Annotated in this window: 8 protein-coding genes; 4 read left to right on the forward strand and 4 right to left on the reverse strand. The window is 71.7% G+C overall.

Annotated features, from left to right (window positions below; genetic code table 11):
• Positions 1-40: 40 nt before the first annotated feature.
• Together NOO62_RS08970 and NOO62_RS08975 are read left to right on the forward strand one after the other, a co-directional pair.
• The gene (locus tag NOO62_RS08970; protein ID WP_268770362.1) at positions 41-727 is read left to right on the forward strand and encodes a response regulator; all 687 of its coding nucleotides are present in this window, start codon (positions 41-43) and stop codon (positions 725-727) included.
• A 1,048-nt stretch (positions 728-1,775) separates the two neighbouring features.
• The gene (locus NOO62_RS08975; protein ID WP_268770363.1) at positions 1,776-2,783 is read left to right on the forward strand and encodes a lytic polysaccharide monooxygenase; all 1,008 of its coding nucleotides are present in this window, start codon (positions 1,776-1,778) and stop codon (positions 2,781-2,783) included.
• 52 nt (positions 2,784-2,835) lie between these two features.
• Here the strand turns inward: NOO62_RS08975 and NOO62_RS08980 are convergent, their stop codons facing one another.
• From NOO62_RS08980 to NOO62_RS08990, 3 genes are all read right to left on the reverse strand, one after another.
• Positions 2,836-3,702, reverse strand: coding sequence for an esterase/lipase family protein (locus tag NOO62_RS08980; protein WP_268770364.1), 867 nt, complete (start codon positions 3,700-3,702; stop codon positions 2,836-2,838).
• Between the two features lie 173 nt (positions 3,703-3,875).
• A complete protein-coding gene (locus tag NOO62_RS08985) occupies positions 3,876-4,883 on the reverse strand; it encodes a DNA polymerase thumb domain-containing protein (RefSeq protein ID WP_268770365.1) in 1,008 nt (335 codons plus the stop codon).
• Complete coding sequence (locus NOO62_RS08990; RefSeq protein ID WP_268770366.1) at positions 4,880-8,386, reverse strand: DNA polymerase III subunit alpha; 3,507 nt, start codon at positions 8,384-8,386, stop codon at positions 4,880-4,882. Before NOO62_RS08990 ends, NOO62_RS08985 begins: the two co-directional genes overlap by 4 nt.
• Before the next feature lie 184 nt (positions 8,387-8,570).
• On the opposite strand from NOO62_RS08990, the gene NOO62_RS08995 reads away from it, so the two are divergent.
• Both NOO62_RS08995 and NOO62_RS09000 read left to right on the forward strand, forming a co-directional pair.
• Positions 8,571-9,638, forward strand: coding sequence for a DUF3533 domain-containing protein (locus NOO62_RS08995; RefSeq protein WP_268770367.1), 1,068 nt, complete (start codon positions 8,571-8,573; stop codon positions 9,636-9,638).
• 40 nt (positions 9,639-9,678) lie between these two features.
• A complete protein-coding gene (locus NOO62_RS09000) occupies positions 9,679-10,827 on the forward strand; it encodes an AAA family ATPase (RefSeq protein ID WP_268770368.1) in 1,149 nt (382 codons plus the stop codon).
• Positions 10,828-10,845: 18 nt separating this feature from the next.
• Here the strand turns inward: NOO62_RS09000 and adhE are convergent, their stop codons facing one another.
• Positions 10,846-13,449: a bifunctional acetaldehyde-CoA/alcohol dehydrogenase gene (gene adhE / locus NOO62_RS09005; RefSeq protein WP_268770369.1), complete on the reverse strand. Its 2,604-nt coding sequence runs from the start codon at positions 13,447-13,449 to the stop codon at positions 10,846-10,848.
• Positions 13,450-13,633: the final 184 nt, after the last annotated feature.

Here is a 13,633-nt window from a genome sequence, read left to right on the forward strand (position 1 = left end):
GACGTTGTGGTCCTTGTGGTCGCGCCCATAGCCTGCGGCGATGACGAGGGTGCTGGTCGTGGACGACGACTTCATGGTCGCCAAGCTGCACAGTCGGTACGTCGCGGCGGTGGCCGGCTTCACGGTGGTCGGGGTCGCGCACAGCGGCGCGGAGGCGGTGCGCCTCGCCGATGACGTACGCCCCGACCTCGTACTCCTCGACGTGTACCTGCCCGACATGGACGGCATCGCGGTGCTGCGCGAGCTGCGGGCGGCCGAGGAGCGGGAGCCGGGGCGCGAGCCGGTGGACGCGCTGTTCATCACGGCGGCGCGGGACGCGGAGGTGGTGCGGGCGGCGCTGCGGGCCGGCGCGCTGCACTACCTCATCAAGCCCTTCAACCAGGCCGCGCTCCAGGAGCAGCTGCGCCACGTCGCCGCCCTGCGGGCCCGCCTGGACGGCCTGGCGGAGGCCCGCCAGGAGGACGTCGACCAGATCTTCGGCACGCGCCCGCCGGGTTCCCGAGAACTCCCGAAGGGCCTGGCCCCCCACACGGCGGACCTGGTGGAACAGACCCTGCGCGACCACCCGTCCGGCCTCTCCGCCTCGGAGTGCGCGGAAGCAGGCACCCTGTCCCGCGTCAGCGCCCGCCGCTACCTGGAATTCTTCGCGGACACCCGCAGGGCCGAGGTGACGCTTCGGTACGGGGGGACGGGGCGGCCCGAGCGGCGGTATCGGTGGGTGGGGTGAGGCGGTCCCGGCGGCCACCGTGCACCGCGGCCGGCGGGCCGGGCGCCTGGCTCTCTCCCTGGTTGAGCCTGGCGATCCCTGGCGAATGGTGGCGGTCGGTCGAGCGCGCGCCCGGCGCGCCGGTAGGTTGCGAGATGCCCGGCGATGTCTCTCCCGCAACGCCCGCCCGTGCCCGGGCGGGTCCCGACTTCGGTCGGGGACACAGAGAGACAGGAGGCCGGACACGATGGACGGATCGAGGCGGGAGGGCAGGTGCCCCAGGCGCCCCCGACGGTACGAGTGGGTGCAGTTAGCGGCGCTGTCCCTCACCGCGATCACCGCCATCGCGGGGTGCGTCGAACGCTTTGTGTGACGCATGAGGTGTGAGCCGGACGGCTGGCCGAGCGGATGAGCAAGCCCGGCCGACGGATACCCGGCCGGACTCACCCGCCCCGCGCACGGGCCTGGCTCTGGGCTGCATTCCCGGAGCCAGGCCTTTCTCGCGTGTGCGCGAGGAGCATGCAGCGCCCCGGCTGCGGGCCTCTGCAGGCGCTCCAGGACGAGATAACCCCAAGTCACGGCACTCATCAAGCCGTTATGACCGCCCGGTTCGGCAATATGCGGCTTTTGCCGGTGGCGAATGATCTTGCTGACCCTGGCGTCTGGGTGGCGCGAAACGGGGAACTCCCAGGTGGCGAACGAGCGGGGGTAGCGAACCCTGGCGTATTGGCACCCGAGTTGCGGCAATCCAGGGACTCGCGGGGCATACGTGTGGTAGCACGTCGCGTGGATTCACTCCGGGGTCACACGGATCGGTCCGTAGCTCGCGCAGGGGGGGCAAACCGGGACGTCCAAAAGCCCAGTCTGAGCCCTCGGTTAGCTCTCCCTTAAAGCGACCATAAGGATCTCCATCCCCCGCCCCCAGCAGGGGATTTCGTGGATTTCAGGGGCTAGTTTTCTGGTCGCCGGGGCGGTGACGAGCCGTCGGTGCCGCTGGTGGATCGGGGGGCCGTGCCGCCCGTTCGCCACTGCCCCGTGTCCCCTGAACCGCCGTTTGAGGAGAACCCCCATGTCTGCACGCCGCAAGGTCGCACGCCTCGCCGCCGTCGGTGTCGCGCCGCTCGCCCTGACCGCCCTTTCGGTCACGCCTGCCGCCGCGCACGGTTCGATGACGGACCCGGTCAGCCGGGTCTCCGCCTGCTTCCAGGAGGGGCCGGAGTCGCCCGAGTCGGCCGCCTGCAAGGCAGCCGTCGCGGCCAGTGGCGCGCAGGCCTTCTACGACTGGAACGGCGTGAACATCGCTAACGCCGCCGGGAAGTCGAAGGAGATCATCCCGGACGGGAAGCTGTGCAGCGCCGGGAACGACAAGTACAAGGGGCTCGACCTGCCGCGCGCCGACTGGCCGTCCAGCAAGATGTCCGGCGGCAACCACACCTTCCACTACAAGGGCACCGCCCCGCACAAGGGCTCCTTCGAGCTGTACATCACCAAGGACTCGTACGACCCGTCCAAGCCGCTGAAGTGGTCGGATCTGGAGGAGAAGCCCTTCGTCGACGTGGCCGACCCGAAGATGGAGAACGGTGACTACGTCTTCGACGGCAAGGTCCCGGCCAAGTCGGGCCGGCACCTGATCTACTCGATCTGGCAGCGCTCCGATTCCCCCGAGGCCTTCTACACCTGCTCCGACGTCGTGTTCGGGAAGGACAGCGGGGGTTCGGGCAGCAACGCCCCGGCCCCCGCCGCCTCCGCGCCCACCGATCAGGACATCGCCGCCGGTGCCGACAAGTCCTCCGTCGAGCACCACGGCCACGGGGACGCCGACGCCGAGACGGGCGCCGACGCCACCGGCGCCGCGCCCGCCGCCCCGGCCGCGGACGAGGCGGCCGGCGACAACCGGCCCGAGGTGAACGGCGGCGCCGAGAAGCCGGTCACCACGGCGAACGACAACCTCGCCGAGACCGGCGGCGACAGCACCACGCCGTACATCGCCATGGGCGGCGCCGCCATCCTGGCCATCGGTGCCGCGGCGATGTTCGCCACGACCCGCCGCCGCGCCGCGGGACGCCACGGCCGCTGAGCCCCGGACGAGTCAGCGGAACGGAGTCAGCGGAAACGACGCCGGGCACGTGTCATGACAGGCACGTGCTCGGCGTCGCGTGTGCCGGGTCCAGTGCGTTCGCCACCTCGTGGTGGGCCACCCGGTCCAGGATGCCGATCGCCACGTGCTCGGACAGGGCCACGGGGCACAGGTCCTGGAGGGTGACGTTGCGGACGTCCGGGCCGGTCAGGAACTGGGTGCGGTACGGGGTGACGACCTCGTCGTACTTGGTGGCGATGACGGTGTAGCGCACGCCGGGCACCGTGTCGCCGCCCTCGTTGAGCTTGGTCAGGAAGGGTGAGCCCGCGACCTGGTCGGCGAGGCTCGGGGTCTTCGTGGTCAGCAGGTCCTCGATGCCGGGGAAGTACGGCAGCAGCTTGGTGAGGCCGAGCAGCGTGGTGCCGTGGTTGTCGGGGGCGAGACCGACCAGGGCGTTCACCTTCGCGGCGCCGCCCAGGAACTTGAGGTAGTGGCGCGGCATCATGCCGCCCTGCGAGTGCCCGACGAGGTCCGCCTTCTTCGCACCCGTCGAGGCGAGCACCTTGTCCACGAAGGTGTCGAGCTGCCCGGCCGACTTGTCGATGGGGCCGAGGCCGTTGAAGAACGGGACGCCCGGCAGCTGGCCGTAGTCCAGGGAGTAGACGCAGTAGCCGCGCTTGACCAGGTAGGGCGCGAGGACGAGCCAGTTGTCGACGGAGTTCCCGAACGTGCCGTGCACGAGGACGACCGGTCGGGGGTGTGCGGCGGACGGCTTGCAGTCGTAGTCGTTCCAGCCTCGGGATATGGCGGGTGCGGTGGACGCCGCGTCAGCGGTGGCCGTGGCGGGGGTGAGAGTGACCGCGCCCGTGACGAGCAGGGCGGCGGCGAGCGCGCGCAGCGCTCGTCTCCAGGGCAGCATCGTGTGATCTCCTTGCGGCTCAAGGGGAGTGCGATGGCGGTACGCCCTGTGACCCGGATCAGCAGGATGCCGTGCTCACGTCAAATTACGCGCGAGTAGGTGAAGAGTGAAGCGGCGCGTCGTAAAAAGTTCCAGCGTTCACTGGCGCGGTCACGACGCGGATCCCGGCGCCGTTACGCCGCCAGCGTTCCCGGCACGATGGCGCCCGGACCGAACTTCGCCCGCGCCCGGTCGGCGACCTCCTCGATGCGGCGGGTCTTCTCGTCCGTCGGGTCGAACGACAGCTGGTGGGTGGCGTGTTCGGCGGGGGCGAGGCCCTCGGCACGCAGGGAGAGGGCGCGCACCCTGGCCCGCTGGAGGCCCAGCGCCTCGTACATGCGGTACGCGGTCATGGCCAGCTCGGTGGAGTGCGCGGTCTGCTCGGGGAGGGCCTTGGAGCGAGTGGTCGTGGAGCGGTCGGCGTACCGCACCGTGAGGACCAGCGTGCGGCACACCTGGTCCTCGCCGCGCATCCGCGCCCCCAGCTCCTCCGCGCCGGAGAGCAGTGCGCGGCGGTGCCGGAAGGGGTCCAGTTCGTCGCGCGGGAAAGGCCGTTCGACGGAGAGCGAGCGCGCGGCGGCGTTCGGCACGACCCGGGTGCGGTCGACGCCCCGCGCCTTCTCGCTCAGCTCGCGGCCCGCGCGGGCGCCGACGAGCCGCTGCAGGGTGGACAGGGGCGCGGCACCGACCTTCCCGAGGGAGTCGAGGCCGTACTCGCAGAGGGTGCGGGCGGTGGCGCGGCCGATGCCGGGCAGCTCGCCGACCGGCCGCTCGGCGAGGAACTCCCGTACGCCGTCCTCCCCTTCGGGCACCGAGCGGGTCACGCCGGGGGCGGCGCCGCGCGCGGCCATCCGCGCCAGCATCGGGCCGGGCCCTGCGCCGATCGCGCACTCCACCCCGTACAGCGCGAGTGCCCGTACCCGGATCAGTGCGGCGAGGTCGACGGCGCTCCGTCCGAAGTACCGTCGCGCTCCCCGTACGTCGACAAGCGCGGCGTCGGGCGGGAGCGCCTCTACCTGCGGAGTGAACTCGCCCAGCAGGGCGAGGAGTTGGGGCAGTAGCGCCTCGTGCATGGGGGGCAGCAGGAAGCGTACGTAGAGGGTGGTGACGCCGTTGCTCATCCCGCGCGCCTCTTCACTCATCCCGCGCTCCCCGAACTCCGGTGCCACAGCTTCCTTGCCGGTGTCGCCCCTTCGCCCGCCGGGCGCAGGTCCGCCCAGGGGTGCATCTCGTATCCCGTGGCCATACGGATACGCCGCCCTGCCGCCGATCCCGGTTCCGAGCCCGGTTCCGAGCCCGGTTCCGGGACCGACTCCGACTCCGACTCCGACCCATGGACCGGCTCCGCCAAGCGCAGCGCCACCGCATCGAGGCCCCCCTCCGCCCGCACCTCCACCAGCTCCGCCAGGTTCCACGCCGCCGCGCCCACCACGCTGAGGCTGCGCGGCCCGCGGCGCTGCACGACGCCGCGTACGAGCAGCAGCCAGGAGTGGAAGACGGTGTGCGCGCACCGCTCGTGGGCGTCGTCGAAGAAGGCCAGGTCGATCAGGCCCGTGCCGTCGTCCAGGGTGGTGAAGATGACGCGCTTGCCGGAGCGGATCGGCGGGGTCTGGGTGGCCGCCTTGGCGCCCGCGACCAGGACGGTCGCGCCGTGTTCGGCCTCGCGCAGGCGCCGGGCACTGAGGGCGCCGAGCTCATCGAGGAAGGCGCGGTGGTCGCCCATGAGGTGGCGTGAGGAGTCCATGCCGAGGACGCCGAGTTCGGCGCTGAGCCGCTCCGCGTCGTCCAGGTCGGGCAGGCCCGCGGGCACCGTCTTCCGGCCGCCCGCCAGGGACAGTTGGGCGCCGGCCGCGCCCCGCGCGCCGCGCCGCAGCTCGGCCAGGTGCAGTTGCAGGTCGCGGCGGTTGGCGCCGAACGCGTCGAGTGCGCCGACCTGCGCGAGCCGCTGGGCGACCGGCTTGGAGGGCCTGGCGCGCTCCCAGAAGTCGACGAGGGAGGCGTAGGGCTGACTATCGGCGATCCGGGCGGCCTCGGCCTCGCTGATGCCGTGCACGTCGGAGAGCGCGAGCCGCAGCCCCCACCGGTCCGGAGCCCCCTCCGAACCGGACACCAGTTCGATACGGTGAGCGACCGCCGACCGGTTCACGTCCAGGGGAAGGATCGGCACCCCCCGCCGCCGCGCGTCCGCGAGCAGCAGCCGCTTCGGGTACATCCCGGGGTCGTGCGTGAGCAGCCCGGCGTAGAACGCGGCCGGGTGATGGGCCTTCAGCCACGCCGACTGGTAGGTGGGCACGGCGAAGGCCACCGCGTGCGCCTTGCAGAAGCCGTACGAGCCGAAGGCCTCGACGATCCCCCACGTGCGGCCGATGGTCTCCGCGTCGTACCCCCTGGCCGCCGCGTGCTGCGCGAACCAGAAGCGGATCCTGCCCTGCGACTCCGGGTCGGAGAGCCCGCGCCGCACCCGGTCCGCCTCGTCGCGCCCGCAGCCGGTCATGATGTCGACGATCTGGATGACCTGCTCGTGGAAGACGACGACGCCGTACGTCTCCTTCAGCGGCTCCGCGAGGTCGGGGTGCGGGTAGCGGACGGGCGCGCGGCCGTGCCTGGACTCGATGAAGGGCCGCACCATGTCGGCGGCGACCGGTCCTGGCCGGAACAGCGAGATGTCGACCACCAGGTCGTGGAAGGTCGTCGGCTGGAGCCGCCCGACCAGGTCGCGCTGGCCCGGCGACTCGATCTGGAAGCATCCCAGCGTCTCGGTGGACTTGATCAGCTGGTACGTCGCCGGGTCGCCCGGCGGCACCTGGCGCGGGTCGTCGAGATCCACGGCGTCACCCGTGGCCCGCTCGACCTCCGCTACCGCGTGCGCCATCGCCGACTGCATCCGCACGCCGAGCACGTCCAGCTTGAGCAGGCCGAGGTCCTCGACGTCGTCCTTGTCGAACTGCGACATGGGCAGGCCCTCGCCGCTGGTCGGCATCACGGGGGTGCGGGCGAGCAGCGAGGCGTCGGAGAGCAGCACCCCGCACGGGTGCATGGCGACACCGCGCGGCAGCGCGTCCAGCGCCTCGACGAGGTCCCACAGCCGGTCACGGTCGCCCAGTTCCTGGGTGATCTCCCGGAGTTCGGGCAGCTCCTTCATCGCGGAGCGGGCGTCGCGGGCGCGGATGTGCGGGAAGGCCTTGGCGATCCGGTCGATGTCGGCCGGGTCCATGGACAGGGCGGCGCCCACGTCGCGTATGGCATGGCGCACCCGGTACGTCTCCGGCATCGCGACCGTCGCGACGCGCTCGGGGCCGAAGCGGCCGATGATCGCGCGGTAGACCTCCAGGCGGCGGGCCGACTCGACGTCGATGTCGATGTCCGGCAGGACGTGCCGCCGCTTGGAGAGGAACCGCTCCATGAGCAGCCCGTGCTCGACGGGGTCGGCGTGCGCGATGCCGATGAGGTGGTTGACCAGGGACCCGGCGCCGGAGCCGCGCGCCGCGACCCGGATGCCCAGGTCGCGCACGTCGTCGACGACCTGGGCCACGGTCAGGAAGTACGAGGCGTATCCGTGGTGGTCGATGATGTCCAGCTCGTGGTGCATCCGCTCCCAGTACTCGCGCCGGGTGTCGTAGCCGCGCCGCACCATGCCCGCCGCGGCCCGCGAGGCGAGGACGCGCTGCGCGGTGCGGCGCCCGGCGCCGACGAGGTGCGGTTCGGGGAAGCGTACGGAGCCGATGCCGATGTCGTCCTCGGGGTCGACGAGGCATTCGGCGGCGGCGGCACTGGTCTGTTCGACGAGGCGGTGGGCGGTGTCGCGGCGGAAGCCCGCGGCCTCGACGACGCGTTCGGCGACGTGCAGCATGGCGTCGGCGCCCTTCAGCCACCGCTCGCCGCTGTCGAGTTCCTTGGTCGGGTCGACGGGGACGAGGCGGCGGGCGGCGTCGAGGACGTCGGCGACCGGGCCCTGGCCGGGGTCCGCGTAGCGCACGGCGTTGCTCAGGACGGGGCGCACGCCCTGTTCGGCGGCGAAGCCGACGGTGCGCGCGGCCAGGCGCAGGGAGCCGGGGCCCGTGCCCTCGCGGCCGTGCCAGACGGACTCCAGGCGCAGCGCGTCGCCGTACCGCTCGCGCCAGGGGGCGAGGAGGCGGGCGGCCCGGTCGGGGCGGCCCGCGGCGAGCGCGCGCCCCACGTCGGACGCGGGGCCGAGCAGCACGGTGAGACCTTCGCCGTGGTTCTCCTGCCACGGCAGGACGGGCTGCCCCTGCCCCTGTGCCTGCCCCTGCGCCGTGCCGTCGCGGTGCGCGGCGGTGACCAGGCGGCAGAGCGTGGCCCAGCCGGTGGCGCCGTCCCTGGCGAGGAAGGTGACGCGGGGTGTCGACTCGTCGATGAAGGCGCCGCCGCGTACGGGGGCACGCCGGCGCTCGCCCCGGGCGGGTGCGGGCGCGCCCACCGCGAGCTCGGCCCCGAACAGCGGCCGCACGCCCGCCTTGGCCGCGGCCTTGGCGAACCGGACGGCGCCCGCGAGGGTGTCGCGGTCGGTGAGCGCGAGGGCGTCCATGCCGCGGTCGGCGGCGCGCTCGGCGAGCCGCTCCGGGTGCGATGCGCCGTACCGCAGGGAGAATCCGGAGACGGTGTGCAGATGCGTGAACCCGGGCACACGCACCTCCTGAAACTCCGAACCGATCCGATCTGACATCCCCCGTCTCCACCATAGACCAGTTTCGAACTCACGTACGACACATACGTTCGATTAGCGTGCGAGGGCTGACCCCACTGCCCCCGCATCGTCCGTTCGGCCCATCCCACCTGCGCAAACGCCCCGCACACCGGAGCGTGGGGGCATGAGGTTCGCCGACGAATTGAAGAGCGCCGTCACCCCGCGAGCAGCCCTGCTCGTCATCGGCGTACTCGCCCTGCAACTGCTGTTCATCGCCTCCTACGTAGGGGCCCTGCACAACCCGAAACCCAGAGACGTGCCCTTCGGAGTCGTCGCCCCCGGCGCCGCGGCCGAGCAGACCGCCGACAAGCTGAAGAAGCTCCCCGGCGACCCGCTCGACCCGCGCGTCCTCAAGGACGAGGCCGCGGCCCGCCACCAGATCATGAACCGCGACATCGACGGCGCCCTGCTCGTCGACCCGCGCGGCACCACCGACACCCTCCTGGTCGCCTCCGGCGGCGGCACCGCCCTCTCCAGGACCCTCACCACCCTCGTCACCGACGTCGACGCCGCCGAGAAGCGCACCGTGAAGACCGACGACGTGGCCCCCGCGTCGGACCAGGACTTCAACGGCCTCTCGTCGTTCTACCTGGTCGTCGGCTGGTGCGTCGGCGGCTACCTGTGCGCGTCGATCCTCGCGATCAGCGCGGGCTCCCGGGCCTCCAACGTGCCCCGCGCGGTCATCAGACTCGGCACCATGGCGCTCTACGCGATCGTCGGCGGGCTCGGCGGCGCGGTCATCATCGGGCCGATCCTCGGCGCCCTGCCCGGCAGCGTCCTCGGCCTGTGGGGCCTCGGCGCACTGGTGATCTTCGGGGTCGGCGCGGTCACCCTCGCCCTCCAGGCGCTCACCGGCATCGTCGGCATCGGACTCGCCGTCCTCCTCGTCGTCATCGGCGGCAACCCCAGCGCGGGCGGCGCCTTCCCGCTGCCGATGCTCCCGCCCTTCTGGGAAGCGATCGGGCCCTGGCTGCAACCGGGCGCGGGCACCTGGGTCGCCCGCTCCATCGCGTACTTCGACGGGAACTCGATCACCCGCCCGCTCCTCGTCCTCGCCGCCTGGGCACTCCTCGGCACGGTCGTCACCCTCGCCCTGTCCGCCCGCCGCAAGACGCACCACAGCAGCAACATCGACCTCAGCGGCACGAACTACGGCAGCGGAAACGGCAGCGGCAGCCGCCGCTTCGGGTGACACACGGGGATTGTCAGACCCGGGTGCGAGGCTGAGACGCATGATCCGCACACTCGCCGTCGAGAACTACCGCTCCCTGCGCAAGCTGATCGTCCCGCTGGACCGGCTGAACGTGATCACGGGCGCGAACGGCACGGGCAAGTCCAGCCTGTACCGCTCCCTGCGCCTACTCGCCGACTCCGCCACGGGCGGCGCGGTCGCGGCCCTGGCCCGCGAGGGCGGCCTGCCGTCCGCGCTCTGGGCGGGCGAGCGGAAGGCGGAGCCCACGGGGCTGAAGCTCGGCTTCGCCGGCGACGAGTTCGGGTACGCGGTGGACTTCGGCCTCCCCCAGTCCAGCGGCGCGGGCCCGCGGGGCGCGCCGTCCCTCTTCCAGCTCGACCCCGAGATCAAGCGCGAGTCCACCTGGGCGGGCCCCGTCCTGCGGCCCGCGGCGCTGCTCTGCGACCGCGCGGGCCCCGCGGTGCGCACCCGCACGGCCGACGGCGGCTGGCACCGCACCCAGGGCATCCGTCCGTACGACAGCATGCTGAGCGAGTTCGCCGACCCGCAGCTCGCTCCCGACCTGCTGCGGCTGCGCGAGCTGATCCGCTCCTGGCGGTTCTACGACCACGTGCGCACCGACGCCGACGCGCCCGCCCGTGCCGCCCGCATCGGCACGCGCACGCCGGTCCTCGCCCACGACGGCGCGGATCTGGCCGCCGCGCTCCAGACCATCCGCGAGATCGGCGACGACGAGGCGCTCGACGACGCGGTGGACGACGCCTTCCCGGGCAGCCGGGTCCGCGTCGTCGACAACGGCGGCCGGTTCGAGCTCCAGCTGCACCAGCACGGGCTGCTGCGCCCGCTGGGCCCCGCGGAGCTGTCCGACGGCACGCTGCGCTACCTGCTGTGGACGGCGGCGCTCCTGACCCCGCGGCCGCCCGAGCTGCTCGTCCTGAACGAGCCGGAGACGAGCCTGCACCCGGACCTCCTGCGCCCGCTCGCGGACCTGATCGTGACGGCGACGAAGGACACGCAGGTAGTCCTGGTGACCCATGCCCGCCCTCTCGCCGAGGCGGTGGCCAAGGGCGCGGCCCGCCACCGGGTCGACGTCAACTCCATAGAACTGCTCAAGGAGTCGGGCCGGACGACGGTGGCGGGCCGGGAGAGCCTCTTGGACGAGCCGTTGTGGTACTGGCCGAAGCGGTGAGTTCGTCCCTGCGGCTCGTCAGTGGCTGGTCGCGCCGTAGTACGCCTGCCGCATGAGCTGCTGCATCTCGTCGATCATCGGCATGCGCGGATTGGCGGGCGCGCACTGATCGGCGTACGCGTTCATCGCCTGCTGCGGCAGGGCCTCCAGGAAGGCCGCCTCGTCCACACCCTCCTCCTGGAAGGACGCGGGGATCCCGCACTTCGCGCGCAGCTCCTCCACCGCGCGGGCGTAGGACTCGACGCCCTCCTCCGGGGAGGCCGCCGGCAGGCCCAGCATGCGGGCGATCTCCTGGAACCGCTCAGGCGCCCGGTAGACCTCGGCCTTCGGCCAGGGCGTCGCCTTGCCGGTCACCGTGCCGTTGTGCCGGATGACGTGCGGCAGGAGCAGCGCGTTGGTGCGGCCGTGGGCGACGTGGAACGTGTTGCCGAGGGTGTGTGCCATGGCGTGCACCAGGCCGAGGAAGGCGTTGGCGAAGGCCATGCCCGCGACGGTCGAGGCGTTGTGCATCTTCTCGCGCGCCTCGGGGTCCTCCGCCCCGTTCACGACGCACCGCTCCAGGTTCTCGAAGATCAGTTTGATGGCCTGGAGGCAGAGCCCGTCGGTGTAGTCGTTCGCGTACGCCGAGACGTACGCCTCCGTGGCGTGGGTCAGCGCGTCGAAGCCGGAGTCGGCGGTGACGGTCGCCGGGAGCCGCATCGGCAGGACGGGGTCGACGATCGCGACGTTCGGAGTGAGCGCGTAGTCGGCAAGGGGGTACTTCTGCGCGGCCGCCGGGTCGGAGATGACCGCGAACGGGGTGACCTCCGAGCCGGTGCCCGAGGTCGTCGGGACGGCCACCAGCTGCGCCTTCTCGCCGAGCCCGGGGAACTTGAACGCCCGCTTGCGGATGTCGAAGAACTTCTCCTTGGTGTCCGCGAACTCGACCTCGGGGTGCTCGTACATGAGCCACATGATCTTGGCCGCGTCCATCGGCGAGCCGCCGCCGAGGGCGATGATCGTGTCCGGCTCGAAGTCCCGCATCAGGGCGGCGCCCGCCCGCACCGTGGAGAGCTCCGGGTTGGGCTCGACGTCGTCGATGACCTGGACGGTGACGGCCGACGTACGGGCCGCGAGGATGTCGGTCACGCGGGCGACGAAGCCGAGGGCCGACATGGTCTTGTCGGTGACGATCGAGACCCGCTTGATGCCGTCCATCTCACCGAGGTAGCGCAGCGCGTTGCGCTCGAAGTAGATCTTCGGCGGGACCTTGAACCACTGCATGTTGTTGTTGCGCCGTCCGATCCGCTTGATGTTGATCAGGTTGACCGCGGAGACGTTGTTGGACACCGAGTTGTGTCCATAGCTGCCGCAGCCGAGGGTGAGTGAGGGGAGGAAGGAGTTGTAGACGTCGCCGATGCCGCCGAAGGTGGAGGGCGCGTTGACGATGACGCGGACCGCCTTGACGCGCCTGCCGAACTCCTCGGCGAGCTCCTCGTCCTCGGTGTGGATGGCGGCGCTGTGCCCGAGTCCGTGGAACTCGACCATCCGGGCGGCCAGTTCGAGGCCGTGCTCGGTGGTGTCGGCCTTCAGGGCGGCGAGTACCGGGGAGAGCTTCTCGCGGGTGAGCGGTTCGCCCTCGCCGACCTCGGCGCACTCGGCGACGATGACCGACGTGCCCTCGGGGACCTCGAACCCGGCCTGTTCGGCGATCCATCGCGGGGACCTGCCGACGACGTCCGCGTTCAGCTCGGCGCCCGAGCAGTTGTTGGCGAAGGCGGTCGTGCCGAAGACGAACTCCTCCAGCTTGGTCTTCTCGGCCGCCGTGACGACGTACGCGCCGAGCCGCCGGAACTCCTCGATCCCCTCGTCGTAGATCTCCTCGTCGAGGATGACGGCCTGCTCGGAGGCGCAGATCATGCCGTGGTCGAAGGCCTTGGAGAGCACGATGTCGTGCACGGCCCGCCGCAGCTTGCCGCTGCGCGCGACGTACGCGGGTACGTTGCCCGCGCCGACGCCGAGTGCGGGCTTGCCGCAGGAGTAGGCGGCCTTCACCATCGCGTTGCCGCCGGTGGCGAGGATCGTGGAGACGCCGTCGTGGTTCATGAGGAGGCCGGTGGCCTCCATCGAGGGCTCCTCGACCCACTGCACGCAGTCCTCGGGCGCGCCCGCCTCGACCGCCGCGTCCCGCACGATCCGCGCGGCCTCGGCGGAGCAGCGCTGGGCGCTGGGGTGGAAGGCGAAGACGATCGGGTTGCGGGTCTTGAGGGCGATGAGCGCCTTGAAGAGCGTGGTGGAGGTCGGGTTGGTCACCGGCGTCATCGCGCAGACGACGCCGACCGGTTCGGCGATCTCGGTGACGCCGTTCAGCTCGTCGCGGGAGACGACGCCCGCCGTCTTCAGGCCGCGCAGCGAGTTGACGACGTGCTCGCAGGCGAAGAGGTTCTTGACGGCCTTGTCCTCGAAGAGGCCGCGGCCGGTCTCCTCGACCGCCTGCCGCGCGAGCTCCCCGTGCCGGCTCAGCGCGGCGAGGGAGGCCTTCTTGACGATGTGGTCGACCTGTTCCTGGTCGTACGTCGCGAACCGGCCGAGGGCCGTGAGCGCCCTCTCGACCAGTCCGTCCACCATCTCGTTGGCCTGCATGGCGGCACCCCTTCGTCGGATTCTTCGAGTCCTTTTCGCTCCACCTCAATTCCACACCTGTACGTGTCCCGCGAGGCTCCGAAAAGGGCCTCAAACGCAGGGGAGAAGGTCCTTCCGGGGAAACGCAAGCACGCGCGAAAGCGGCCCTGAGCTGCGCAAATCGTGAGTGACTTTAGACCCATGC

Source organism: Streptomyces sp. Je 1-369 (genome assembly GCF_026810505.1).
Classification (GTDB): Bacteria; Actinomycetota; Actinomycetes; order Streptomycetales; family Streptomycetaceae; genus Streptomyces.

Excerpts from the sequence above, each read along its gene's own strand:
- NOO62_RS08970 (WP_268770362.1), top strand. The coding sequence starts at position 41 with ATGACGAGGGTGCTGGTCGTGGACGACGACTTCATGGTCGCCAAGCTG.
- NOO62_RS08985 (WP_268770365.1), bottom strand. The coding sequence starts at position 4,883 with ATGAGTGAAGAGGCGCGCGGGATGAGCAACGGCGTCACCACCCTCTAC.
- NOO62_RS08975 (WP_268770363.1), top strand. The coding sequence starts at position 1,776 with ATGTCTGCACGCCGCAAGGTCGCACGCCTCGCCGCCGTCGGTGTCGCG.
- NOO62_RS08995 (WP_268770367.1), top strand. The coding sequence starts at position 8,571 with ATGAGGTTCGCCGACGAATTGAAGAGCGCCGTCACCCCGCGAGCAGCC.
- NOO62_RS08980 (WP_268770364.1), bottom strand. The coding sequence starts at position 3,702 with ATGCTGCCCTGGAGACGAGCGCTGCGCGCGCTCGCCGCCGCCCTGCTC.
- NOO62_RS09000 (WP_268770368.1), top strand. The coding sequence starts at position 9,679 with ATGATCCGCACACTCGCCGTCGAGAACTACCGCTCCCTGCGCAAGCTG.
- adhE (WP_268770369.1), bottom strand. The coding sequence starts at position 13,449 with ATGCAGGCCAACGAGATGGTGGACGGACTGGTCGAGAGGGCGCTCACG.